The organism is Micromonospora sp. WMMC250 (assembly GCF_027460215.1).
Lineage (GTDB): Bacteria > Actinomycetota > Actinomycetes > Mycobacteriales > Micromonosporaceae > Micromonospora > Micromonospora taraxaci.
This window is the reverse complement of the sequence record NZ_JAPZBJ010000002.1, coordinates 6,788,199-6,812,759: the sequence shown is the minus strand read 5'-3', so window position 1 is coordinate 6,812,759 and position 24,561 is coordinate 6,788,199. Positions and strand designations below refer to the sequence as shown.

Annotated in this window: 17 protein-coding genes and 2 pseudogenes; 8 read left to right on the top strand and 11 right to left on the bottom strand. The window is 73.8% G+C overall.

Annotated elements, in window-relative coordinates:
• Positions 1-204: 204 nt before the first annotated feature.
• Positions 205-3,045, bottom strand: coding sequence for a leucine--tRNA ligase (leuS, locus tag O3438_RS31040; RefSeq protein WP_269683067.1), 2,841 nt, complete (start codon positions 3,043-3,045; stop codon positions 205-207).
• A gap of 403 nt (positions 3,046-3,448) precedes the next feature.
• On the opposite strand from leuS, the gene O3438_RS31035 reads away from it, so the two are divergent.
• From O3438_RS31035 to O3438_RS31025, 3 genes are read left to right on the top strand one after another with little or no spacing between them, the layout of a single operon-like run.
• The gene (locus O3438_RS31035; RefSeq protein ID WP_088988401.1) at positions 3,449-4,501 is read left to right on the top strand and encodes an AAA family ATPase; all 1,053 of its coding nucleotides are present in this window, start codon (positions 3,449-3,451) and stop codon (positions 4,499-4,501) included.
• A 1-nt stretch (position 4,502) separates the two neighbouring features.
• Positions 4,503-5,801 (top strand): DUF58 domain-containing protein, encoded by a 1,299-nt coding sequence (locus O3438_RS31030; RefSeq protein WP_269683066.1) that lies wholly within the window; start codon positions 4,503-4,505, stop codon positions 5,799-5,801.
• Between the two features lie 16 nt (positions 5,802-5,817).
• Positions 5,818-8,286, top strand: a complete 2,469-nt coding sequence (locus tag O3438_RS31025; RefSeq protein WP_269683065.1) for a transglutaminase TgpA family protein — start codon at positions 5,818-5,820, stop codon at positions 8,284-8,286.
• Positions 8,287-8,572: 286 nt separating this feature from the next.
• On the opposite strand, the gene O3438_RS31020 is transcribed toward O3438_RS31025, so the two are convergent.
• The 10 genes and pseudogenes from O3438_RS31020 to O3438_RS30980 form a co-directional block, all read right to left on the bottom strand.
• Positions 8,573-8,971, bottom strand: a complete 399-nt coding sequence (locus tag O3438_RS31020) for a DUF3040 domain-containing protein (protein ID WP_030334542.1) — start codon at positions 8,969-8,971, stop codon at positions 8,573-8,575.
• A 117-nt stretch (positions 8,972-9,088) separates the two neighbouring features.
• A complete protein-coding gene (locus O3438_RS31015) occupies positions 9,089-10,348 on the bottom strand; it encodes a DNA polymerase IV (protein WP_269683064.1) in 1,260 nt (419 codons plus the stop codon).
• 62 nt (positions 10,349-10,410) lie between these two features.
• Positions 10,411-11,577: an alkaline phosphatase family protein gene (locus O3438_RS31010; RefSeq protein WP_269683063.1), complete on the bottom strand. Its 1,167-nt coding sequence runs from the start codon at positions 11,575-11,577 to the stop codon at positions 10,411-10,413.
• Complete coding sequence (locus O3438_RS31005) at positions 11,574-12,350, bottom strand: methyltransferase domain-containing protein (protein ID WP_269683062.1); 777 nt, start codon at positions 12,348-12,350, stop codon at positions 11,574-11,576. Before O3438_RS31005 ends, O3438_RS31010 begins: the two co-directional genes overlap by 4 nt.
• 65 nt (positions 12,351-12,415) lie before the next feature.
• Positions 12,416-12,598 carry a hypothetical protein gene (locus tag O3438_RS31000; protein ID WP_145779714.1) on the bottom strand — a complete coding sequence of 61 codons (183 nt, stop codon included), beginning with the start codon at positions 12,596-12,598 and terminating at the stop codon, positions 12,416-12,418.
• A gap of 88 nt (positions 12,599-12,686) precedes the next feature.
• On the bottom strand, positions 12,687-16,055 hold the full coding sequence (locus tag O3438_RS30995; RefSeq protein WP_269683061.1) for an error-prone DNA polymerase: 3,369 nt from the start codon (positions 16,053-16,055) through the stop codon (positions 12,687-12,689).
• A 213-nt stretch (positions 16,056-16,268) separates the two neighbouring features.
• Positions 16,269-16,601 (bottom strand): annotated as a pseudogene (locus tag O3438_RS34390) (DNA polymerase Y family protein); the annotation flags it as partial.
• Between the two features lie 150 nt (positions 16,602-16,751).
• A pseudogene (locus O3438_RS30990) lies at positions 16,752-18,005 on the bottom strand (DNA polymerase Y family protein); the annotation flags it as partial.
• Positions 18,002-18,727, bottom strand: coding sequence for a hypothetical protein (locus O3438_RS30985; protein WP_269683059.1), 726 nt, complete (start codon positions 18,725-18,727; stop codon positions 18,002-18,004). The gene O3438_RS30985 and the pseudogene O3438_RS30990, both read right to left, overlap by 4 nt.
• Before the next feature lie 102 nt (positions 18,728-18,829).
• Positions 18,830-19,279: an SAV_6107 family HEPN domain-containing protein gene (locus tag O3438_RS30980; RefSeq protein WP_269683058.1), complete on the bottom strand. Its 450-nt coding sequence runs from the start codon at positions 19,277-19,279 to the stop codon at positions 18,830-18,832.
• A gap of 518 nt (positions 19,280-19,797) precedes the next feature.
• On the opposite strand from O3438_RS30980, the gene O3438_RS30975 reads away from it, so the two are divergent.
• The 5 genes from O3438_RS30975 to O3438_RS30955 are packed head-to-tail and all read left to right on the top strand — an operon-like array spanning position 19,798 to position 24,560.
• Entirely contained in the window at positions 19,798-20,535 is a 738-nt protein-coding gene (locus tag O3438_RS30975) for a monooxygenase (RefSeq protein WP_269683057.1), read from the top strand.
• Positions 20,532-21,083: a GNAT family N-acetyltransferase gene (locus tag O3438_RS30970; protein WP_145779709.1), complete on the top strand. Its 552-nt coding sequence runs from the start codon at positions 20,532-20,534 to the stop codon at positions 21,081-21,083. Before O3438_RS30975 ends, O3438_RS30970 begins: the two co-directional genes overlap by 4 nt.
• Positions 21,080-21,937: a carotenoid biosynthesis protein gene (locus tag O3438_RS30965; protein ID WP_269683056.1), complete on the top strand. Its 858-nt coding sequence runs from the start codon at positions 21,080-21,082 to the stop codon at positions 21,935-21,937. Before O3438_RS30970 ends, O3438_RS30965 begins: the two co-directional genes overlap by 4 nt.
• A complete protein-coding gene (locus O3438_RS30960) occupies positions 21,934-23,061 on the top strand; it encodes a glycosyltransferase (RefSeq protein WP_269683055.1) in 1,128 nt (375 codons plus the stop codon). Before O3438_RS30965 ends, O3438_RS30960 begins: the two co-directional genes overlap by 4 nt.
• A gap of 11 nt (positions 23,062-23,072) precedes the next feature.
• On the top strand, positions 23,073-24,560 hold the full coding sequence (locus tag O3438_RS30955) for a phytoene desaturase family protein (protein ID WP_269683054.1): 1,488 nt from the start codon (positions 23,073-23,075) through the stop codon (positions 24,558-24,560).
• Position 24,561: the final 1 nt, after the last annotated feature.

Genomic DNA, 24,561 nt, shown 5'->3' with positions numbered 1-24,561 from the left:
AGATTGCCGGCGCGGGGGTCTGTCGTCGGCCGCGGGCGCGGGGTCCGTCGAGCGATATGACTCAGAGGCATAAATATGACACTGAGGTATACCGCTCTCCGTGGCATCAGCCACGACGGACCTCACGCCGCGTGACATCCGCCCGGCCCCGGCCCCGCCGCCGCAACAAGACGGGACGGGGACGGGGACGGGCGCAAGCGAGCCTCAGGCGACCACGGAGACCATGCGGCCCGCGACGACGATGACCTTGCGGGGCTCCTTGCCGGCCAGCGTCGCGGCCACCGCGTCCAGGGCAGCCGCCCGGACGGTCTCTTCGGAGGCATCGGCGGGGACCTCGATGCGGCCACGGACCTTGCCGTTGACCTGCACCGGATAGGTCACCGTGTCGGCCACCAGCAGCGCCGGGTCGGCGGTCGGGAAGTCCGCGTACGTCAGCGAGGTGTCGTGACCCAGCTTGCGCCACAGCTCCTCGGCCATGTGCGGGGCGAACGGCGCCACCATCAGCACCAGCGGCTCGGCCACCTCGCGGGGCGTGGCCGACAGACCGGTCAGCCCGTTGGTCAGCTGGATCAGCTTGGCGATCGCGGTGTTGAACCGGATGCCGTCCATGTCGCCACGGACGCCGTCGATCACCTTGTGCAGCAGTCGACGGGTCGCCTCGTCGGCCGCGTCCTCCGTGATCCGCAGCGCGCCGGTCTGCTCGTCGACGACGGCCCGCCACACCCGCTGCAGGAACCGGTACGACCCAACCACCGCCCGGGTTTCCCAGGGGCGGGACACCTCCAGCGGGCCCATCGACATCTCGTACACCCGGAAGGTGTCCGCGCCGTACGCGGCGCACATGTCGTCGGGGGTCACCACGTTCTTCAGCGACTTGCCCATCTTGCCGTACTCGCGGTTGACCACCAGGTCTTCCAGGTAGTACGCGCCGTCGCGCTCGACCACGTCCTCGGCCCGCACGTAGCTGCCGCGCGAGTCGGTGTACGCGTACGCCTGGATCATGCCCTGGTTGAACAGCTTGCGGAACGGCTCGAACGACGACACGTGACCCAGGTCGAACAGCACCTTGTGCCAGAAACGCGCGTACAGCAGGTGCAGCACGGCGTGCTCGGCACCACCGACGTACAGGTCGGTGCCGCCGCAGTCGCCGTCGCCGCGCGGGCCCATCCAGTAGCGCTCGTTCTCGGCGTCGACGAACCGGTCACTGTTGGTCGGGTCCAGGTAGCGCATCTCGTACCAGCAGGAGCCGGCCCACTGCGGCATCACGTTGGTCTCGCGGGTATAGCGCTTCGGCCCGTCGCCCAGGTCCAGCTCGACTTCGACCCAGTCCCGCCGCCGCGACAGCGGGGTCTCCGGGTTGCTGTCCGCGTCGTCGGCGGCGAACGTCTTCGGCGAGAAGTCGTCCACCTCCGGCAGCTCGACCGGCAGCATCTCCTCGGGCAGGGCGATGGCCGCGCCGGTCTCGTCGTAGACGATGGGGAACGGCTCGCCCCAGTAACGCTGCCGGGAGAACAGCCAGTCGCGCAGCCGGTAGGTGACCGCGCCGGTGCCGTGCCCGTTCGCCTCCAGCCAGGCGATGACCGCCGCCTTGGCGTCGGCGATTCCCAGCCCGTTCAGGTCCAGGCCGCGCTCGGGCGCGGCGCTGTTGATCGCCGGACCGTCACCGGTGTACGCCTTGCCGTCGAAGCCCTCCGCCGGCTGCACGGTACGCACGATGGGCAGCTCGAAGACCTCGGCGAACGCCCAGTCCCGCTCGTCCTGGGCCGGCACCGCCATGATCGCGCCGGTGCCGTAGCCGGCCAGCACGTAGTCGGCCACGAAGATCGGGATCTGCCCACCGGTGACCGGGTTGGTGGCGTACGCGCCGACGAAGACGCCGGTCTTCTCCTTGGTGTCGGACTGTCGCTCGACGTCGGTCTTGGCCGCCGCCGCCTTGCGGTACGCCTCGATGGCCGCCCGGGGGCTGGTGTGCCCGCCGGTCCAGGCGTCGCGTGTCCCGTCCGGCCAGGCGGCCGGCACCAGCACGTCGACCAGCTCGTGCTCGGGCGCCAGCACCACGTAGGTGGCCCCGAAGACGGTGTCCGGGCGGGTCGTGAACACCCGGACGGGCGCGGCGGCGGTCGGGAAGTCGATGTGCGCGCCCTGGGAGCGGCCGATCCAGTTGCGCTGCATCAGCTTGATCGGCTCGGGCCAGTCCAGGCTGTCCAGGTCGTCCAGCAGCCGGTCACCGTACGCGGTGATCCGCATCATCCACTGCTTCAGGTTGCGCTTGAAGACCGGGAAGTTGCCCCGCTCGGACCGGCCGTCGGCGGTGACCTCCTCGTTGGCCAGCACGGTGCCCAGCCCCGGGCACCAGTTCACCGGGGCGTGCGAGACGTACGCCAGGCGGTGGTCGTCGACGACCTGGCGGCGCTCGGCGACGCTCAGCTCGGCCCAGGCCCGGCCGTCCGGGGTGGGCCGGTTGCCGCCCTCGAACTCGGCGATCAGCTCGGCGATCGGGCGGGCCCGGCCGGCGTCGCTGTCGTACCAGGAGTTGAAGATCTGCAGGAAGATCCACTGGGTCCAGCGGTAGAAGTCGGTGTCGATGGTCGCCACCGAACGGCGCTCGTCGTGCGCCAGGCCCAGTCGACGCAGCTGCGCCTTGTACCGCTCGATGTTCGCCACAGTGGTGGTCCTGGGGTGGGTGCCGGTCTGCACCGCGTACTGCTCGGCGGGCAGCCCGAACGCGTCGAAGCCCATCGCGTGCAGCACGTTGCGGCCGGCCATCCGCTGGTAGCGGGCGTAGCAGTCGGTGCCGATGTAGCCCAGCGGGTGACCGACGTGCAGGCCGGCGCCGGACGGGTACGGGAACATGTCCAGCACGTACAGCTTCTCCGCGCCGGCGCGGGGGTGGGTCGGGTCGGCCAGCGGGCCGGTCGGGTTCGGTGCGTGGAAGGTGCCCTCGCGCGCCCAGGTGTCCTGCCAACGGATCTCGATCTCGTCGGCCAGGGCCGCGGTGTACCGGAACGGGGGAATGTCGCCCGCCGGTGCGGCTGCCTCACTCATCGTCTCTCCTCGCTTCGCTTCGCTTCGTCTCGGCGCCACCGGGCCGGGCCGGCGGCGGGCACAAAAAAGCCCCTCGCGCAGGAGGGGCCGCCGTGCTGTCGCTGCGTTCAGCGCATCAGCACGGCCCGGTAAGAAGCAGGAAGACTCCGGCCATGTCCCGCAGTGTACCTCGCCCACGGTTCGGCGTGCCGGCCCCCGGACTGGCCGAGCCCGTTCCCCCGGGATGGCGGATATTCGGTGCGTAACCGACGGACTACCTGCGGGGGTCGGCGATAACGACAAACATGGTTAGCCTGAGAGACCAGTGAGATTCCTGCGGCAAACGAGGCTCGACGTCGCGAACCCAACGGCGGGTCCAGGTGCTCTAGTCAGAGCTGCCGTGACGGCGACGAGGAGGAGGCCCGTGACACAACAGACCTGGGACGAGGTGGGCGGCCTACTGCCGCACGACGAGTTCCGCGCCGCCAGCGAGGCCATCGTGGCCAACATCGAGCAGGTCATCGAGGGTAAGACCGCCACCGTGCGGCTCGCCCTGGCCGTCCTGCTCGCCGAGGGTCACCTCCTGATCGAAGACGTCCCGGGTGTCGGCAAGACCAAGCTGGCCAAGGCCCTCGCGCGGTCCATCGACTGCACGGTGCGACGCATCCAGTTCACCCCCGACCTGCTGCCCAGCGACGTCACCGGCGTCAGCGTCTACAACCAGGAGACGCACGACTTCGAGTTCCGTCCCGGTGCGGTGTTCGCCAACCTGGTGGTCGGTGACGAGATCAACCGGGCCTCGCCGAAGACCCAGTCGGCGTTGCTGGAGTGCATGGAGGAGCGGCAGGTCACCGTCGACGGCGTGACCTACCAGCTGCAGACCCCGTTCATGGTCATCGCCACGCAGAACCCGATCGAGATGGAGGGGACGTACCCGCTCCCCGAGGCGCAGCGTGACCGGTTCACCGCCCGCATCGCGATGGGCTACCCGGACGTCAACGCCGAGTTGGCCATGCTCGACGGGCACGGCGCCACCGACCCGCTGCACGAGCTGCGTCCGGTGTCCGACGCGAACATCGTCCGGCAGCTGATCTCCACCGTCCGGCAGGTGCACGTCGCGGACGCCGTCAAGCAGTACGCGATCGACCTGGTCACCGCCACCCGCGAGGCCCCCGACCTGCGGCTCGGCGCCTCCCCCCGGGCGACCCTGCAACTGCTGCGCACCGCCCGGGCGGTCGCCGCCCTGGAGGGTCGCGACTACGTCCTCCCCGACGACCTGCAGGCCCTGGCGGTGCCGGTGCTCGCGCACCGGATCATCCCGACAGCCGACGCGCAGCTCGCCCGACGCACCACCGACGCGATCGTCTCCGAGCTGGTGCACCGCCTTCCCCTGCCGCACGACCGGCAGCGCAACCCGTACGACACCCGGCCCGCCACCGGCAACGGTCGCGCGCCCTACGAGCCGCGGAGGCCGTGACGTGCGTGCCGGGCTGCGCGGGCTGACCACCCGCGGGCGCTCCTTCCTCGCCGCCGCGCTCGCGGCGGCGATCTCGGCCGGCATCCTGGGCGAGAAGGACCTGCTGCGGGTGGCGGTGCTGTTGGGCATCCTGCCGCTGCTGGCTGCGGCCTACGTCGGGCGCAGCCGCTACAAGCTGGCCTGCAACCGTTCACTGGACCCGCACCGGGTTCCGGTCGGCGCCAACTCCCGGGTGGTGCTGCGCCTGCAGAATCTCTCCCGGCTGCCGACCGGCACCCTCCTCCTGGAGGACCGGCTGCCCTACGCGCTGGGCAGCCGACCCCGGGTGGTGTTGGAGCGGCTCGGCGCGCACCAGGCCACCTCCGTGGCGTACACGGTGCGGGCCGACGTGCGGGGTCGCTACGACGTGGGTCCGCTGGTGGTCCGGATGACCGACCCGTTCGGCCTGTGCGAGCTCACCAGGTCCTTCCCCAGCACCGACCACCTGACGGTCATCCCGCAGGTCACCCCACTGCCCTCGGTGCGGCTCCCCGGGGAGTACGCGGGCAGCGGCGACAGCCGGGCCCGGTCCGTGGCGGTGCACGGCGAGGACGACGCGGCGACCCGGGAGTACCGGCGCGGCGACGACCTGCGGCGGGTGCACTGGAAGTCCACCGCCCGCACCGGCGAGCTGATGGTGCGCCGCGAGGAGCAGCCGTGGGAGAGCCGGGCCACAGTGGTCCTGGACACCCGCGCCTACGGCCACCGCGGCGAGGGGCCGACGGCCAGCTTCGAGTGGTCCGTCTCCGCCGCCGCGAGCATCGCCGTCCACCTGCGCCAGGCCGGTTACAAGTTGCGCCTGGTCACCGGCTCCGGCGCGGACGTGGACGCCTCGGAGGCCGGCGGTGACGGGACGCTGCTCGACCACCTCGCGGAGGTCCGGCTGGATCAACGCGCCGAGGTGACCGACCTCGTGCAACGGGTCCGCCAACGCTCCGACGGCGGTCTGATCATCGGGCTGTTCGGCACGGTGAGCGTGGCCGAGGCCGAGCTGCTCGCCGGGCTGCGCGGCAACGGCGCCACCTGCGTCGGGTTCCTGCTGAACAGCTCGACGTGGCTCAACCTGCCGGAGAAGGCCCGGGCCGAGGCGGAGCACGCGCACGGCACCGCCGTCCTCGCCATGGTGCGCAGCGGCTGGCGGGTGGTCGGGGTCGACCACGGCAGCCGCCTGCCCGCGTTGTGGCCGCAGGCCGGTCGGGGTTCGCAGGGCTTCGCCCTGCGCGCCGCGCTGGCCGAGACGGTGGCCGGCGGCGTGCGATGAACGGAAGGTTCCCCTCATGAACGCCAGTCGCAACATCGGCGTGGTGGCGGCCGCGGCGACCGTGTTGGCGGCCGCGCCGCTGTCCGCCATCTTCGAGAGTTGGACGTGGCTGATCGAGTCCATCATCGCGGTCGCGGTGGTGGCCGGGGTGGCAGCGTTGACCAGGCTCGCCCGGGCGCCCCTGTGGGGTCAGGTGCTGGGCATGCTCGCCGGCCTGACCCTGGCCCTGACCTGGTTGTTCCCCAGCGGCTCGGAACTGCTCGCCTTCCTGCCCACGCCGGGCACGTTCGCGCACTTCAGTGAGCTGGTCGCCGGGTCGGCCGAGGACATGCGCTCGTACGGCGTCGAGGTTCCCGACACCGACCCGTTGCTGTTCATCACCGTGCTCGGCGTCGCCGGGGTGGCAGTGCTCGTCGACGTCCTGGCCGTCGGGCTGCGCCGGCCCGCGCTGGCCGGGCTGCCGATGCTCGCCATCTACTCGGTGCCGGTCGCCGTCTACGTGGACAGCGTCCCCGCGGTGCCGTTCGTGGTGGGCGCCGCCGGTTACCTCTGGCTGCTGGTCACCGACAACGTCGACCGTGTACGCCGCTTCGGGCGGCGGTTCACCGGTGACGGCCGCGACGTCGACGTGTGGGAGGCCTCGCCGCTGGCGTCCGCCGGCCGCCGGCTCGCGGTGATCGGGGTGGCCGTGGCGGTGGTCCTGCCCCTGGCGGTGCCGGGTATGACCGGTGGGATGCTCGACAGCATCAGCCGGGGGTCGGGGAACGGCACCGGGACCGGGAACGGCTCGGGCGGCACGTCGGGTCGGATCGACCTGTTCGCGTCGCTCGCCGGCCAGCTCAACCAGTCCCAGGTGTTCGACATGGTCAAGGTCACCACCAACGAGGCGAACCCGTTCTACCTGCGCTACGCGGTCGCCGACGAGCTGCGTCCGGCTGGTTTCCTGGCGCGCAGCCCGAGCGGCCGGCCGGCCAACCGGGACCTGCCGGACCCGGCCGACCGGGCGGCCCGAGGTGTGCAGCGCACCACCTACCGGGCGACGGTCGAGGTCACCAAGAGCCTGAGCATGGCGCTGATGCCGGTGTACGCCGAGCCGGTGCGCACCGAGGACCTCAGCGGCAACTGGCTGTACGACCCCAACCAGCAGATCGTCTTCTCCAACCGGGAGAACTCCCGGGGCCGCAAGTACTCCTTCGACTACGTCCGCTCGACGTACACCCCGGCGGTGCTGCGGGCCGCGCCGACGCTTCCGGCGGAGCACCCGGTACGTCGGCAGATGACCGCCACCCCTGACCGGGTGCCCGAGGTGGATGAGCTGGTCGCGGGGCTGATCCAGGGCAAGCGCACCGACTACGACCGGGTGCTGGCGATCTACTCGCACTTCTCGGCGGACAACGGTTTCAAGTACCGGCTCAGCACCGAGAGCGGCAGCAGCGGGCAGGACATCGTCAACTTCCTGACCAACAAGGTCGGCTACTGCCAGCAGTACGCGGCGTCGATGGCCTGGCTGGTCCGGGCGGCCGGCATCCCGGCTCGGGTGGCGTTCGGGTTCACCAACGGCAGCAACCGCGACGGTGACACGATCACCCTGACCAACCTCAACCTGCACGCCTGGACCGAGGTCTTCTTCGACGGTGTCGGTTGGGTGCCCTTCGACGCCACCCCGGCGTACGGGGTGCCCGGCTCCACCCGGTCGGCCTGGGCACCGGACACTGACGCGCCGGAGCCGACGACGCCGGGCACCGGTGTCACGGACACCCCGGCCGGTCCCGAGGCGTCGGCTGGGCCGGCCGGCCCGGACAACGCCGACCGGGAGATCGACGAGGGGTTCTCCGCCGGCGGCACGACCCCCGAGGACCAGCCGCCGGTCTGGCCGTGGTGGGCGGCGGGGCTGTTGGCCCTGCTGGCTCTCCTCGCGGTGCCTGCTCTGCGCCGGCTCGCGCTGCGGCGCCGACGGGGCGGGAGTGCGAGCGCCTCGCCGGCCGCCATGGTTGTCGACGACGGCACCGAGCCTGGTGCCCGTGCGGTGGTGGTCACCGCGGACGCCGACCGTGCCCGCGCCGACGCACACGCCGCCTGGGCGGAGTTGCTCGACACTCTGGTGGACTTCCGGGTTCCGGTGGACCTGACGGAAACGCCCAGGGCGACCGCGGACCGGCTCGTTCGGGACACGCTCGACGACGCCGCAGCGGTGGAGTCGGCACAGTTGCTCGGCAGGGCGGAGGAGCGGGCCCGGTACGCGCGGGATCCGCTGACCGGTGAGCGGTTGTCGCCGGCTCTCCGCACGGTCCGTGGGGCGCTCGCCGCGCGGGCGGACCGACGGACCCGTCTCCTCGCCGCAGTGCTACCACCGTCGGTGCTTCTGCGCTGGAGGACCGGCTTTGCGGACTCCTCCAGCCGAATGGTGGCGCTGACCGGGCGAGCCCGGTACCAGCTCCTGCGCTGGAACCCCCGGCGGCTGCTGGCCGACCGGGCGGCCCGCTGACGAACGTCCGTCCAGGTTTCGGGGGCGGCGGCAGACCGCCGTCGCCCCCATCCTGAGTCCGCCTGAGTGGATCAACACGCGGATGGCGTCTGAGACACCCCCCACGCCGGCCGGGCACGACACGGACCTGACCGCAGGCGCGGAAGCGGGCACGCGGGCGTGCCGGGCGCGGCCACCGCAGGGCGTGGCGACAGCAGGCGCACGCGGACACGACAAGGGCCGCCGGGGACGATGCCCGGCGACCTGCTCGTCGCGGCGTACGACCCGCCTCAGCGGCGGGGTCGACTCACCGGTGTCCCTCCGGGCGCTGCCGCCACCTGTCCTCCATGCGGTCCAGGATCGACGACCGGCGACCGGATCGGCCACCGCGGGGGCGACGACGACTCGTCGTGCCGCCCACCACGTGCAGGTCCGGTGACTGCGCCCGCCGGTGCGACTGCACCGCGAACGCGGCCGACGCGAGCATGACGACGAAGCCTGCCACCGCCAGCGGTGGAGTCTTGATCACCGCGCCATAGACCAGTAGAGCCAAGCCAGCGATGATGACGCCGGCGGCGACGAGCAGGCGACGCCGCGCGTGGAAGCGCGGATCGCTGGCGCGCACGGCCGAGGCGAATTTGGGGTCCTCGGCAAGCGACCGCTCGATCTGCTCGAACAGCCGCTGCTCGTGCTCCGAGAGCGGCACGGCACTCCTCCCCGGTCACGTTGAGTCGGGCCCACTCGGGCCGACAGACCGTGGCAGCCATCCGGCTGCTTACCCGCAAGTCTACGAGGGGGGTCGCGCGTCGGAAAGCGGGACGACCTATGGGTGGGGTGGATTTTCCTTTCGGCGGGCATCAGCGTCGCCCATCAGACTGGCCGGACCTATGACGGACCGCCCGAAACGGGCAGCGGCGGCGTCCGCGGCAGCCTCCGCCTCGCGCCAACCACGCTCGGGTGCGCCGAGAGTGAGCTGTCGGGGGGCACCCTGCGCCGAGGCGAGCCCTTCGACCCGGACGCCGACGAGTCGGATCCGCTCGCCCGGGTCCAATGCGGTGTAGAGCGCCCAGACCGTGTCGAACATCTCCCGGGCGGTGTCGGTGGGCACGTCGAGGGTGCGGGAGCGGCCGACGGTGCGGAAGTCCGCCAGCCGGACCTTGAGCGCCACGGTGCGCCCGACCTGCCCGGAACCGCGTAACCGGACGCCGACCTTCGCGCTCAGCGCGAGCAGCGCGCGGCGGATCTCCAACGGGTCGGCCACGTCGACGTCGAAGGTCACCTCAGCGCCGATCGACTTCTCGACGTGCTCCGGGCTGACCCCGCGTGGGTCGCGCCCCCAGGCCAGCTCGTGCAGGTGCGCCGCCGAGGCCGCACCGACCGCCCGGCGCAGCATGCCCACCGGCGCCTCGGCGAGGTCGCCGACGGTGGACAGGCCGAGTCGGCGCAGCGCCTCGGCGGTGCGCTCCCCCACCCCCCACAGCGCGTCCACCGGCAGCGGGTGCAGGAAGTCGAGGACCTGCCCTGGCGGCACGACCAGCAGACCGTCCGGTTTTGCGCGGGTGGAGCCCAACTTGGCCACGAACTTGGTCTGCGCCACCCCGACCGAGCAGGTCAGGGCCTGCTCGTCGGCGACCCGGCGGCGGATCAGCCGGGCGATGGTGGCCGGGGAGCCGAAGAGCCGGCGGGCACCGGTGACGTCGAGGAACGCCTCGTCGAGGGAGAGCGGCTCGACCAGCGGGGTGACGTCCCGGAAAATCTGCATGACCGCCCGGGAGGCGGCGCTGTAGGCGGTGAAATCCGGTGGCAGGTAGACCGCGTGCGGGCAGCGGGCCCGGGCCTGGCTGGTCGGCATCGCGCTGCGCACCCCGTAGCGGCGGGCCTCGTAGCTGGCCGAGCTGACCACCCCTCGGGGCCCGACGCCGCCGACGACCACCGGCCGGCCGCGCAGCTCGGGTCGGCGGCGCACCTCGACGGCGGCGAAGAACGCGTCCATGTCGACGTGCAGGATCGGGCTGCCGGAGTCGTCGGCGTCCGGCCCGAAGCGCGGATCGTCGCCCCGGGGCAACGACTGGCTGCGGCCCATCCCGGCAGGTTAACCCGGGGGTACGACACCACCAGCCACCAGTGGGCCGGACCTCACCCCGGTCAGCCCCGGACGACCAGCAGCGGCACGGTCAGCTCCGCGGCGGTGTCCGACCCGTGGTACGCGACCAGCTTCGACGCCATCGGCCGCTCGGTGCGGCTGGCCATGACCGCGTACGTGTCGTTGCAGGTCACCACCACGTCGCCGATCCGGCCCAGGTGCTCCTCGGGCACCGACCCGAACCAGCCGGTGGCCACCGCCTCGTCGCGGGTACGGACCCGGGCCGCGTCACCCAGCACCTCCGACCAGGCGGCCAGCACGTCGTCGACCGCGCCCGGCTCGACGTGCAGGTAGCGGACCCGGGCCTCACCGGCCACCAGCCGCAACCCGGCGCGCAGCCGGGGGTCGGTGTCCAGGTCGAAGCGGTGTTCGGCGGGTACGTCGAGCTGGCCGTGGTCGGCGGTCACCAGCAGTGCCGCGTCCGACGGCAGCCCGTCGACCAGCTGGGCGAGCAGGGTGTCCACCTCGGTGGCGGCGACCCGCCAAGGCTCCGAGTCGACGCCGTAGACGTGCCCGTACCGGTCCAGGTCGGCGTGGTAGCCGGAGACCAGGGTCGGCCCGCCGCCGCTGGCCAGCGCGGCCAGCATGGCGGCGGCCACCGCCTCCCCGCCGGCGGCGCCCCGGAAGTCGCCTCCCCGGTTGGCGGCCACCGTCAGACCGCTGCCGCCGAACTCCGGCCGACTCACCACAGTCACCGCCACACCGGCGGCGCGGGCACGCTCCAGCTGGGTGGTGACCGGTTGCCAGGTCAACGGCGACGGGTCGGCAGCCCAGTCGGTGTGGGTGAGCACCCGGTCGGTGCCGGGCACCCGCACGGTGAAGCCGAGCACCCCGTGCGCGCCGGGCGCGACGCCGGTGCCCAGCGACACCAGACTCGTCGGGGTGGTGGACGGGAAGCCGGCGATGAGCGGCCGGGCCACCGTCGCGGCCAGGCCGGCGAGGGTCGGCGCGTACGGCGCGGCGGTCGGCAGCTGGTACCACCCGAGCCCGTCGACCAGCAGGACGGCGACCCGGCGTACCCCCGCCAGAGCGGGGACGAGCCCGAGCGGGTCGGCCGAGCCGGGGACGCCCAGCACGGCTAGCGCGCTGGGCAACACGTCGGCGAGACGGCCGCCGCCGTGGTCCGGTCCGAGGACCGCCAGCGGCGCCACGCCCGGCGACCCGCTCATGCCGGCCGGCGGGCGAACAGGTGCAGTTGGGCGGCCAGGTCCCGGTACGGCGGCTGGGCGGCCAACGCGCGTTCCAACTCGACGAGGGCGGCGGACTGCCCGTCGGCGACGGCGGCCGGCAGCAGGTCGGCCAGCACGCGTACCCCGTGGATCTCCTCGACCACGAGCCCGGCGGCGCCGAGCAGCGCGGCGGCTCCGGCGGCGTCGTAGCGTCGTCGCAGGGTGTCCCTCGGCCCGGCGGCACCGGCCGGGTCGGTGGCCAGCGCGGCCGCGACGTCGAGGTGACCGTTCATCGCCCGGCCCAGCACGGCGGCGGCCCGGCCGGCCACCAGCACACTGGCCGCGCCGCCGGGACGCAGCGCGGTGGCCAGCGCCGCCACCACCGGCGCGGGGTCGTCGACCACCTCCAGCACGGCGTGGCAGAGCACCAGGTCCACGCCGGCCGGCTCGACCAGCCCGGCGAGGGCGTCGCCGTCGCCCTGCACGGCGGCGATCCGGTCGGCCACGCCGGCCTCGGCGGCGCGGCGGGTGAGCGCGGCGAGCGCGTCGGGGCTGGCGTCGACCACTGTGACCCGGTGCCCGGCGCGGGCCAGGGGCACGGCGAAACCGCCGGTGCCGCCGCCCACGTCCAGCACGGTGAGCTCGGCGTCGCCGCGCCGGTCCAGTTCGGCGCGGAGCACCGACCAGATCACGGCGGTACGGGGGGTCAGCGGCGGCCCGGCGAACCGGCCTCGGGTCTGCTCCACCCGGTCGAGCCTAGTCACCCGGTCCATCCCCGGTGCGGGCGTGTGGCGGGCGCACCCGCCACCCGCCCGGTCGTTCCGCGGTGCCGGGTGGGTCAGGACTCGGTGCCCTCGACCTCGTCCTCCGCCCGGGACCGGCGCTCGTTGGCCACCGGCCCGTTGGTCACCTCGTACTCGCGAGGGTCGGCGAGGTGCGACGGCACCCAGGTCGCACCCAGCCGGGTCCGCCGGGCGTTCGCGATTCCACCGGTGTACGCGTGGTTCCCCATCACTGTCATTCCCCCTCACGGATCACGGGCCACTCTGCCCGCTCGGGGACGAGTCTCCCGCCCACCGCCGCCGGAAACCGTAATGTGGATCACTCGATCAGCGGAAGTCACGGGATGCGGGACTGACCGGTGGCTCGATGGCGTCCAACCGGTCGGCCACCAGGTTGGTCACCCCCTCGTGCCGCTGCAACTGCCCTCTGACCACCAGCGCGGCGCTGGTCCGGGCCACCCGCCGGTAGCGCTGCCACAGACCCGGCGAACAGGTGACGTTGAGCATCCCCGTCTCGTCCTCCAGGTTGAGGAAGGTGACGCCGCCCGCGGTCGCCGGCCGTTGCCGGTGGGTGACGATGCCGCCGACCCGGATGCGCTGCCCCGGCTCCACCCGACCGAGTCGGGCGATCGGCACCGCGCCGAGCACGTCGAGCTGCCCCCGGATGAACCGGGCGGGGTGGCTCTCCGGCGACAACCCGGTGGCCCACACGTCGGCGACCAGCCGGTCCACCGCCTCCATGCCGGGCAGCGTGGGCGCCGCCGCGCCGGTCACCGTGCCGGGCAACCGGCCCGGCCGGTCCTGCGCCGCCGCCCCGGCGGCCCACAACGCCTCCCGCCGGGTCAACCCGAAACAGGCGAAGGCGTCCGCGGTGGCCAGGGCCTCCAACTGCGCGGCGGTGAGACCGACCCGCCGGGCCAGATCAGGCATGTCCCGGTACGGCCCACCGGCGACCCGTTCGGCCTCGATCCGTTCGGCCACGTCGGCGCCGAGGGTCCGTACGCTGGACAGGCCGAGCCGGACGGCGGGGCCGCCCAACCCCCAGGCGTGCGGCGGCTCCCCCGGCCCGCTGCCCCACCGGGTGTCCGGGGTGGACTCCAGCACCGCCGACGCCGCGCTGGCGTTGATGTCCGGACGACGGACCTCCACGCCGTGCCGACGGGCGTCGTCGGCCAGGGTCTGCGGGGAGTAGAACCCCATCGGCTGGGCGTTGAGCAGCGCCGCCAGGAACGCCGCCGGGTGGTAACGCTTGAGCCAGGAGCTGGCGTAGACCAGGTAGGCGAAACTCATCGCGTGGCTCTCCGGAAAGCCGTAGCTGGCGAACGCGGTGAGCTTGCGGTAGACGTCGTCGGCCAACTCACCGGTGATGCCCCGCTCGGCCATCCCGGCGTAGAGCCGGTCGGCGATCCGGTTCATCCGCTCCACCGACCGCTTGGCGCCCATCGCCCGACGCAACTGGTCGGCCTCGGCCGCGTCGAAGCCGGCCAGGTCGATGGCGAGCTGCATCAACTGCTCCTGGAACAGCGGCACACCCAGGGTCTTCTCCAGCGCGTTACGCATCAGCGGATGCGCGAAGGTCACCGCCTCCTGGCCGTTCTTGCGCCGGATGAACGGGTGCACCGAACCGCCCTGGATCGGACCCGGTCGGATCAGTGCCACCTCCACCACCAGGTCGTAGAACTCGCGGGGCTTGAGCCGGGGCAGGGTGGCCATCTGGGCACGGCTCTCCACCTGGAACACCCCGACGGAGTCGGCCCGGCAGAGCATGTCGTAGACCTCCGGGTCGTCCAGCGTCATGTCACCGAGGTCGAGCCGGGACCCGATCATGTCGTAGCCGTAGTGCAGCGCGGAGAGCATGCCCAGGCCGAGCAGGTCGAACTTGACCAGCCCGACCGCCGCGCAGTCGTCCTTGTCCCACTGGAGCACGCTGCGCCCGGGCATCCGCCCCCACTCCACCGGGCAGACCTCGATCACCGGACGGTCGCAGATCACCATGCCGCCCGAGTGGATGCCCAGGTGCCGGGGGAACGTCTGCAATTCGTTGGCGTACTCCACCACCTGCTCGGGGATGTTCTCGACGTCGACAGTGGCGACCGAACCCCACCTGTCGATCTGCTTGCTCCAGGCGTCCTGCTGCCCCGGCGAGTAGCCGAACGCCTTGGCCACGTCCCGCACCGCCGACCGGGGGCGGTAGGAGATGACGTTGGCGACCTGGACGGCGTGCTCCCGGCCGTAACGGGTGTAGACGTGCTGGATCACCTCCTCCCGGCGGTCGGACTCGATGTCCACGTCGATGTCGGGTGGGCCGTCCCGTTCCGGGGCGAGGAACCGCTCGAAGAGCAGCCGGTGCCGGACCGCGTCCACATTGGTGATCCGCAGCGCGTAGCAGACCGCCGAGTTGGCCGCCGACCCCCGACCCTGGCAGTAGATGTCCTGCTCGCGGCAGAACGTGACGATGTCGTAGACCACCAGGAAGTAGCCCGGGAAACCCAGCTCCTCGATCATGTTCAGTTCGTGGTCGAGTTGCGCGTACGCCGTCGGGTGCGCCTGCGGAGGGCCGTAACGCTCGCGTGCCCCGTCGGCGGTCAGCTTCCGCAACCAGCTCATCTCCGTGTGCCCCGGTGGCACCGGGTACGCCGGCAGCTGCGGCGCGACCAGTTGCAGGTCGAAGGCCAACTCGGCGCCGAACTCGGCGGCTCGCGCCACAGCACCCGGGTACGCGGCGAAGCGGGCCGCCATCTCCGCGCCGCTGCGCAGGTGGGCGGTGGCCGCCGCGGGCAGCCAGCCGTCGATCTCGTCCAGGCTGCGCCGGGCCCGGACGGCGGCGACGGTGGTGGCCAACCGCCGCCGGCCGGGGCTGGCGTAGTGCACGTTGTTGCTGGCCACCGTCGGCAGCCCGGCCGCGGCGGCCAGGTCGGCGAGCGCGTCGTTGCGGTCGGCGTCGACCGGGTGGCCGTGGTCGGTCAGCTCCACCGCCACCGTCTCCGCGCCGAAGAGCGCGGTCAGCCGGTCCAATTCACGGGCCGCCGCGTCCACCCCCTCGGTGAGCAGCGCACCCGGCACGTGCCCCTTGCGGCAGCCGGTCAACACCAGCACGTGGTCTTTCAGCTCGGCGGCGACCTCCTCCAGGTCCCCGTAGACCGGGCGGCCCTTCTCCCCGCCGCGCAACTGGGCGCGGGCGATGGTGGCGGCCAGTCGGGCGTACCCCTCGTGGCCGTGCGCGAGCACCAGCAGGTGCGAGCCGTGCGGATCGGGCTCGCCGTTCTGCGGACCGGGAAGCCCGAGGGACAGCTCCGCGCCGAAGATGGTCGGCAGGCCCAGCGTGCGGGCCGCCTCGGCGAAGCGGACCACGCCGTAGAAACCGTCGTGGTCGGTGACGGCGAGCGCGGTGAGCCCCAGTCGGGCCGCCTCCTCGGCCAGCTCCTCGGGATGGCTGGCACCGTCGAGGAAGCTGAAGTTGGTGTGTGCGTGCAGCTCCGCGTAGGGCACCACGCCGTCGGGGCGGATCAGCTCCGGCGGCTGGTACTGCTCGCGGCGGCGGCTCCAGGCCGGGGAATCGCCGCCGTCGGCGTCCACGGCGAGCGGGTCCACCACGTGCAGGTGCCGCTCGCCCCGGCTCCCCCGCTTGTCGTCGGCCCGGCCGGAGAGCACCCGTTCCAGCTCGGACCAGGGCATCTTCGGGTTGTGGAAGCTCATCCGGCCATGCCAGCCACTCGGACCGCGCCACCCGCGTCACCCGCTCGGGCCGGCCCGGCGGCGGTGGCACGGCCGACCAGCCACCGGGCAGCACGCGACCCCACCGGCGGCGAAGGGTGCGGTGAGACATCCGCCCCCCGGCCAATGCCGAACCGACCAACGCCGAGCCGGCCCATGACGAGCCGGCCCGTGCCGGTCATGGGCCAACCTGACTCAGTCATAGATCGCCTCCACCAGCCACTGCCCGGACTCCACGGCGAGCAGCAGAGCGGTGCCGTCGGCGAGGCTGATCTGGAACCGGGCCCGGCGGCGGGCCTCGGCCGGCGCCCACCAGCGTTCGTCCACCGGCCACGGCCCAGTCCAGCCCACGATCTCCGCCGGCCGGCCGGTGCCGACCACCAGCCGGGCGGGCGGGGCGCTCACCGCCAGCCGCGCGCTGATCACCACCGGCTCGCCGGCGGTGTCGTGCACGGTCGCCGCGAGTGGGCTCGGCAGCACCACGGCGGGCGCAGGCGGCGGCAGCCTGCCCGGCCACGGCGGAACTCCCCCACCGCGGTCAGCGGGCCGACCGGCACCGCCGCCCTGGCTACCGCCAGCACGATCACCGCCGGCACGGTCACCGCCAGCACGGTCACCGCCGGCACGGATACCGCCGGCACGGATACCGTCAGCCCGATCACCGTCGGTGGCCGGATCGGCGCCGGCAACGACCGGTGGGCCGGGGCGGACGGGGACGCGTTCGTCGCCCCACGGCACCAGTCGCACCTGGTCGGCCGGGGAGCGCCCACCGCCGAGCACCGCGGTGACCACCGCCTCCGGGCCGAGGATGCCCTGCACACGGCTCAACGCCCGGTGCGCTCGTTCCCGCTCCTCGCCGGTCTCCCCCCACAGGCCGGCCTGCAGGCCGGCCTGTGCGATCACCCCGTCCGGGATCAGTCGCAGCCGGATGATGCCCGCCGTCGGTCGGGCCGGCCGGGCGCCGCTGCGACCACTGCTGCCGGAGAGCCAACCGTCGAGCTGCCAGCGCACCCGGTCGGCGATGGCCGCGGCGGTGAGCAGGCCGTCGTGCCGCCACACCCGGTGCAACTCCTGCCCGTGCTCGGTGACCGCCTCGATGCCGAGCCGGGTGCAGGCCAGCCCGTGCCCGGCCAGCCGCTCATGCAACTGCTCGGCCAGCGCTCGGGCCACGAACGCCGCCACGTCGACCCGGTCGATCGGCTCGTCGTGCTCGGCGGTCACCGTCAGGTCGGCCGGCGGCTGCCGGACCGCGAGTGGGCGGTGGTCCCGCCCGGCGGCCAGCCGATGGGCCAGCGCGCCGTCGAACCCGAACCGGGCCAGCACGTCACCGGCCGGCAGCGCGGCGAAGTCACCGAGGGTACGCACACCGAGCCGACGCAGCAGGTCGGCCAGCGCCGAGCGGCCGAGCGCCTCGACCGGCAACCCGGCCAGGAACTCCGGTGTGCCACCCGGTGCGACCACCCGGCCGGCGCGAGCGGCCAACCCGGCCGCGAACACCCCGTCGGCGATGCCGACCTGACTCTCCACCAGGCACGACTGGGCGACGTGCTCGATGATCCGCTCGGCGGCCGCCTCCTCGCCACCGAGGTAACGGCTCGGCCCCCGGGCCACCACCGCGCAGGCCCCCGGACGGACCACCTCGACGCCGGCGACCAACTCCTCCACCGCGGCGACCACCGGCTCGAACGCCCGGGTGTCCCGCCCCGGGTCGTAGTCCACGACGGTGAGCTGGGGGCAACGACCCTGCGCCTCCCGTTTGCGCAGGCCTCGACGCACCCCCTCGGCACGGGCCCGCTCGGAACAGGCGACCACCCGGTTGGCGTGCAGCAAGGCGACCGGGCCGGTCGCCGGCACCCCGTCGACGATCTCGGCGGCGAGCACCGGCCAGTCCGGGCACCACAGCAGCAGGGTCCGTGCCGGCGAGCCGGTCACTCCCGACCGACCAGGGCGAGCGACGCGGTCGGACGGGCCACGGCCGACGGCTTCGGACGGGGAATGACCCGGGTCAGCCCGTCACCCGGTAGCCAGACCTTGATCTCCTTCGGTCGCGCGGCTGCCCCGCGCCCGCGCGCCGAGACGGTGACCTCCCGGCGGCGCAGCCGCCCCCGACCGGCCCCGAGCCCTTCCCACACACCACGGACCACCTGCAACGTCACGTCCGCGCCGTCCCACCGGCCGTACGGGACAAGCACGCTGCCGCGCTGCCGCGCCCGGGCGGCCAACCGGGTGGCGACCGAGGCGGAGACGGTGGCCGGCACGGCGGTGACCACGACGTCCACCCCGTCGATCAGCGCGGCGACCACGGTGGCCCACTCGGGGCCGGGGTTCGGCACCAGGGCCAGCCGGTCCAGGGCGATGCCCAGCTCGGCGGCCGCACCCGCACCGAACGTCGGCACACCGACCACCGCGCACCACGAGCCGGACCGGGAGGCCTCGGCGAGAAGCGCCAGCATCAGCGATGTGCCACCGCTGCGCTGGGGCTGGCCGGCGGCGACCGCGATGGTGCTGCCCCGGCGCAGGCCCCGGTTGGGCAGCAGACCGGTCAGCTCGGGCACCACCGGCAACACCCGGTGGCCGCCGACCTGGTCAGGTGCGCTCGCCGGACGCACCAGATCGGCCAGTGCGGCGGAACCGACCACCGTGCGGCCCGCCATTGGACCAACTCCCCCGTCGTTGCTGTGGATCAGATCAGGATCGGCACGCCGTGCCACCGGCCGCCCGGCTCCCCCCGCTGGGCGGTCGGTGGCACGGCGGGATCAGGCGGCGAGGCCGTCCAGGGCCGGCTGGTGGGCCACGCCGAGCGCGGTCTCCACCACCGTCACGAACTGTTCGGCGGCGCGGAGCAGATCGTCTGCCTCCCGGGCGCTGACCACCCGGGGGATGCCAGCCTCGGCGGCGGCGCGCTTGCTGGCGCCGGCGGCGAAGAACCGGGACCACTCGTCGAGCTCCGGGGCGACGGCGCAGAGAAGGACCCAGACGCTGGTGATCCGGTTGCGTCGACTCGGCGCGGGCCGGGCACGGGCGGCGAGCAGGGCGGCCGCCGCACGCAGCGCCGCCAGATGGGCGGCCGCGTAGCGCAGACCGTCGGGTCGGGTCTGGCCGGCCTCGACCAGCCCACGCCGGGCCAACGTGAGGAGCTGGGCGGGGGTGCGGTGCGGCAGCACGTGCGCCGGCACCGTCGGTGCCTGAGCCGGATTGGACGGCATGGTGTCTCCTCCACATGGCCGGGGCGTCACCCCCGGCGCTGGTGCCGCCGGCGAGACGCCGAGGTCGGGTGGTGCGGAGGAAGACGCACCGGGTGTGGCCGGCCGGGTGTGGATGCTTCCCCACACCACACCCGGCCGGCGTACCGGCGGGTTCGTCGCCCGCCGCCCGGGGGTCGTGGGCGGCGGGCGACGATCCTGCCTGTCGGGACCAGGCTCGCGACTGCCTGGAAACCCAGGTGCGGCCCGCGGAGCCGCACCGCCGGGGCTGGCGCCGCGAAACGCCGCGCTCCGGCCGGTTGGAACGAACGTTCGAGGCAATCGAACACTCGTTCTAACTGCTGCTGACAGTACACCTCCCCTCCGACGAAAATGCAACGTGTGACGCGCCGGGTGTGCCAGCCGAGCGAACCAGGGTGAGCCGACACCGGCCGAACCGGGAAGAATGGCGACATGCGGTCACACCCGAACGTACGAGCGGCGCAGGACACGCCCACCGCCGGCAGCCCCGCCGAGGTGGCGTGAGCACCGCACCGGAGCTGGTCACGTTGCACGTGTGGCGGACCTCCCGCGGCGCGCTGCCCCGGGCGCTGACCCGGATGGCGGTCGACCCCCGCCGGCTGCGTGCCCTCCCGGGCGCCCGTTTCGGCAAGCTGCTGGGCACCGGGACCGGCACCGGGTTCGGGCCGGGCGACGCCGACCTGACCCGGTGGGCGGCGCTGACCGTCTGGGACTCCCCCGCCGCCGCGGCCGACTTCGACGACTCGACGGTCGGGCGCGCCTGGGCCCGCATCGCCCGTGCCTCCGCCCGGGTCGACCTGCGCCCGCTGACCAGCCGGGGTGAGTGGTCCGGTCAGCGGCCGTTCGGCGACCCGCCGGGTGGCCGGGTCACCGGCCCGGTGCTGGCGCTGACCCGGGCCCGGTTGCGGGCCCGCCGGGCGGCCACCTTCTGGCGGGCGATCCCCCCGGTGGCCGCCGCCCTGCGCGACGCGCCCGGCCTGCTGGCCAGGTTCGGGGTCGGGGAGGCGCCGCTGGGTTGGCAGGGCACGGTGAGCGTGTGGCGCGACCCGACGGACCTGGTGGCGTTCGCGTACCGTCACCCGGAGCACCGGGCGGCGATCATGCGAACCCCCACCGAGGGTTGGTACGCGGAGGAACTGTTCGCCCGGTTCGAGGTGCTCGACGTGATCGGCGACCGGTCGGTGCTCGGATGGGTCGCCGACGGCGGCCCGGCAACGGTGAAGGGTGGACGGGCATGAGGTTGGTGCGCTGGACGCCGGACGATCTCGTCCGGCGGCTGGACGACGTGGTGGCCGTCTACGGCGAGGCGATGGGATACCGCACCGACCTGCTGGAGGCCCGGCGCGGCTACATCGCCACCCACGTCCGCCGGCCGGGTTTCCGGGCGGTCGCCAGCCTGACCAGCGAGGGTCACCTCGCCGGCTTCGGCTACGGCTACCTGGGCGCCTCCGGCCAGTGGTGGCACGACCAGGTGCACCGGGCGCTGGACGCACCGACCCGTCAACGCTGGCTCACCCACTGCTTCGAGGTGGTCGAGCTGCACGTCCGGCCGCCGGCGCAGGGGCACGGTCTGGGCACCGGGCAGCTGCGCGCGCTGCTCGGCATGGCCGAGGGTGACACCACGCTGCTGTCCACCCCGGAGGCCGACGAGCAGACCTCACGGGCCTGGCGGTTGTACCGGCGCTTCGGGTTCGTCGACGTGCTGCGCAACTTCCACTTTCCCGGCGACGAGCGGCCCTTCGGCGTACTCGGTCGGGATCTGCCACTCGAGCCACCGGCGTCATGACCCGGCGGATCTCCTGGGCGCTGCTCGCCGTCCTGGTGCTCGCCCAGATCTGCTACCCGCTCACCACCGGCGACACCCGGGCCGGGCTGACCGTGGCCACCGTCGTGCTCGGTTGGCTACTCTCGGTCGGCCACGCGCTGCTCAGCCGGGGCCCACGGGTCGCGGCGGCGCTGGTCGCGGTGGCCACCGGCGGCGGGTTCGCGATCGAGGCGATCGGGGTGGCCACCGGTGTGCCGTTCGGCAGCTACGACTACTCCGGCGAGTTGGGCCCCAAACTGGCCGGGGTGCCGCTGATCATTCCGTTGGCCTGGACCTGGATGGCCTGGCCGGCCTGGCTGGCCGCGGTCCGGCTCACCAGCGGCGGGTCGACGACCAGCGCCGACAGCGGGTCGCCGGTCGGTCGATGGGCGGGGAGGATCGCGCTGGCCACCGTCGGGCTGGCCGCCTGGGACCTCTTCCTCGATCCGCAGATGGTGGCCGAGGGCTACTGGGTGTGGCGCGACGCCACCCCGGCGTTGCCCGGCCTGCCCGGCATCCCGGTCAGCAACTACCTGGGCTGGCTGCTCTTCGCGGTGCTGATGATGAGCGCGCTCCGCCCGCTGGCCGGGGCCTCCGCCGAACGCACCGACCGGCGGGACCACCCGATGACCGCGCTCTACCTGTGGACGTACTTCTCCAGCATCCTGGCCCACGCCGTCTTCCTCGACCTGCCCGCCTCGGCGCTCTGGGGCGCCGTCGGCATGTCGGTGACCGCGATACCGCTGGCGGTGACAGTGCTGCGCGACCGCCGAGCTCGGGAGACCCGCCAGGAGGACCACGAGCCGCACCGGCCCGGCGTCGACGCGACCCGATGACCGTCCTGCTCGCCCTGCTCGTCGCCGTCGCCGCGTTGACCGGGCACACCTGGCTCAACGCCGCCCGCTGGCTGCGCCGGCCCACCGACCGGCCCACCCCGGTCGACGAGCCGGTCGCCGTGCTGCTGCCGCTGCGCGACGAGGCCGCCCGGGTCACCCCCTGCCTGCGTGCCCTGCTCGCCCAACGCGGCGTGCCCGGGTTGCGCGTCGTGGTCCTCGACGACGGGTCCACCGACGGCACCGCCGACGTGGTCCGCGCGGTGGCCGGCGACGACCCCCGGGTCACGCTGCTCACCGGGGTCTCGCCGCCGCCGGGCTGGCTGGGCAAGCCGCACGCCTGCTGGCAGTTGGCCACCCGGGCCGACTCCGACGCCACCGCGCTGGTCTTCGTCGACGCCGACGTGGTGCTCGCCCCGCACGCCGTGGCCGCGGCCGTCACCGAGCTGCGCGCCGCCCGCGCGACGCTGCTGTCGCCGTACCCCCGGATCGTGGTGGCGACGGCGGCCGACCGGCTGGTGCAGCCGCTGCTGCAGTGGCTCTGGCTGACCTTCCTGCCGCTGCGGGCGATGGAGCGCTCGTCGCGGCCGTCACTGGCCGCTGCGGGCGGCCAGTTCCTGGTGCTGGACCGGGCCGGCTACACCGCCGCCGGCGGGCACGCCGCGGTCGCCGACAAGATCCTGGAGGACGTCGAGCTGGCCCGGGCGGTCAAGCGGGCCGGTGGGCGGATCGCCCTGGCCGACGGGTCCCGGCTGGCCACCTGCCGGATGTACGACGACTGGCCGCAGTTGCGCGACGGGTACTCGAAGTCGCTCTGGGCGTCGTTCGGGCACCCGGGTGCGGCGGCGGCCGTGGTGGCGGCGCTGCTGCTGCTGTACACCGCCCCGCCGCTGGTCGCGCTCGTGGGGTTGGCAGCCGGCGCGCCGGGGGTGGCCGCCGCGGGCCTGGCCGGCTATCTGCTCGGGGTGGTCGGGCGGGTGCTCACCGCCCGCGCGACCGGGGGGCGGTGGTGGCCCGACGCGCTCGCACACCCCGTGTCGGTCGTGGTCCTCGGTTGGCTGACCCTGCGGTCGTACCATCTGCGAAAGCGACGCCGCCTGACCTGGCGGGGTCGCCCGGTCAGCTAGGAGGGCACGGCATGGCGCGGATCGTGGTCGTCGGCGCCGGGGTGGGTGGCCTCGCCACCGCCGCCCGGCTGGCCGCCACCGGGCACCAGGTGACCGTCTTCGAACGGGCCGACACGGTCGGCGGCAAGCTCGGCCGGTACGCGCACGACACCCCGGCCGGCTCGTTCCACTTCGACACCGGGCCGAGCCTGCTCACCCTGCCCGAGGTGTTCCACGACCTGTTCGAGGCGACCGGGGCCAAGCTCGACGAGTACCTGGACCTGGTCCCGCTGGACCCGATCGTCCGGCACGTCTTCGGCGACGGCGGCCCACCCCTGGATTCGTGCGCCGACCCGGTGGAGTTCGCCACGAGGATCGGCGCCGCCTTCGGCGACCGGGCGGCGGCCGACTGGCAGCGGCTGTGGCGCCGGGCCGCGCGGGTGTGGAACGCCTCCTCGCGGGACATCCTGCGCCGTACCGTCGACTCCCCACGCGACCTCGCGTCGCTGGCCTGGCGGGTCGGTGACCTGGCCGCCATCGCACCGGGCCGCACCCTGCGCGGCCTGGGCCGCCGACACCTGTCCGACCCCCGGCTGCGGATGCTGCTGGACCGGTACGCCACCTACACCGGGGCCGACCCCCGCCGGGCGCCGGCGGCGCTGGTCGCGGTCCCGTACGCCGAGCTGGCCTTCGGTGGCTGGTACCTGCGCGGCGGGTTGGGCACCCTCGCCGACGCGTTGCTCACCCGCTGTCTGGACCTGGGTGTGGTCGTGCAGACCGACGCCACCGTCACCCGGATCGACGCCACCGGCGGCCGGGTGCACGGGGTCCGCCTCGCCGGTGTCGGCGCGCCGGTGCCCGCCGACGTGGTGGTGGCCAACGTGGACGCCCTCACCGTCTACCGTGACCTGCTGCCGCACCCGCGTCGGCTGGCCGGGCTGACCGACCGCAGCCTCGCCGGTTTCGTGCTGCTGCTCGGCGTCTCCGGCAGCACCGGGCTGGCCCACCACAATGTCTTCTTCCCCGATGACTACGACGCGGAGTTCGACGCGGTCTTCGGTGACCCCGGGCGCGGCGTACGGGCACGGCCGGCGGCCGACCCGACGGTGTTCGTCACAGTGGCCGACGACCCGATGGTCCGCCCGGCCGGGCACGAGGCGTGGTTCGTGCTGGTCAACGCCCCACGACAAGGCACCGCGGCGGGCGCTGTCGACTGGCGACGGCCGGGGCTGGCCGACGCGTACGCCGACCGGGTCCTGGAGGTGCTGGCACGACGCGGCGTGGACGTGCGCGACCGGGTGCTGTTCCGGGAGGTCCGCACCCCGGCCGACCTGGACGCGGCGACCGGCGCGCCGGGTGGCTCGATCTACGGCACCGCCGGTGGGTTGCTCCGCCCAGCCAACCGGGGCCCGGCGAACGGGTTGTGGCTGGTGGGCGGCTCCACCCACCCGGGCGGCGGCCTGCCGATGGTGACCCTGTCCGCGCAGATCGTCGCCGACGAGATCGGCCCCGCCTGGTAGG

Excerpts from the sequence above, each read along its gene's own strand:
- O3438_RS30955 (WP_269683054.1), top strand. The coding sequence starts at position 23,073 with ATGGCGCGGATCGTGGTCGTCGGCGCCGGGGTGGGTGGCCTCGCCACC.
- O3438_RS31010 (WP_269683063.1), bottom strand. The coding sequence starts at position 11,577 with ATGAGCGGGTCGCCGGGCGTGGCGCCGCTGGCGGTCCTCGGACCGGAC.
- O3438_RS31025 (WP_269683065.1), top strand. The coding sequence starts at position 5,818 with ATGAACGCCAGTCGCAACATCGGCGTGGTGGCGGCCGCGGCGACCGTG.
- O3438_RS30960 (WP_269683055.1), top strand. The coding sequence starts at position 21,934 with ATGACCGTCCTGCTCGCCCTGCTCGTCGCCGTCGCCGCGTTGACCGGG.
- O3438_RS31015 (WP_269683064.1), bottom strand. The coding sequence starts at position 10,348 with ATGGGCCGCAGCCAGTCGTTGCCCCGGGGCGACGATCCGCGCTTCGGG.
- O3438_RS30970 (WP_145779709.1), top strand. The coding sequence starts at position 20,532 with ATGAGGTTGGTGCGCTGGACGCCGGACGATCTCGTCCGGCGGCTGGAC.
- O3438_RS30965 (WP_269683056.1), top strand. The coding sequence starts at position 21,080 with ATGACCCGGCGGATCTCCTGGGCGCTGCTCGCCGTCCTGGTGCTCGCC.
- O3438_RS30980 (WP_269683058.1), bottom strand. The coding sequence starts at position 19,279 with ATGCCGTCCAATCCGGCTCAGGCACCGACGGTGCCGGCGCACGTGCTG.
- O3438_RS30985 (WP_269683059.1), bottom strand. The coding sequence starts at position 18,727 with ATGGCGGGCCGCACGGTGGTCGGTTCCGCCGCACTGGCCGATCTGGTG.
- leuS (WP_269683067.1), bottom strand. The coding sequence starts at position 3,045 with ATGAGTGAGGCAGCCGCACCGGCGGGCGACATTCCCCCGTTCCGGTAC.
- O3438_RS30995 (WP_269683061.1), bottom strand. The coding sequence starts at position 16,055 with ATGAGCTTCCACAACCCGAAGATGCCCTGGTCCGAGCTGGAACGGGTG.
- O3438_RS31005 (WP_269683062.1), bottom strand. The coding sequence starts at position 12,350 with ATGGACCGGGTGACTAGGCTCGACCGGGTGGAGCAGACCCGAGGCCGG.
- O3438_RS31000 (WP_145779714.1), bottom strand. The coding sequence starts at position 12,598 with ATGACAGTGATGGGGAACCACGCGTACACCGGTGGAATCGCGAACGCC.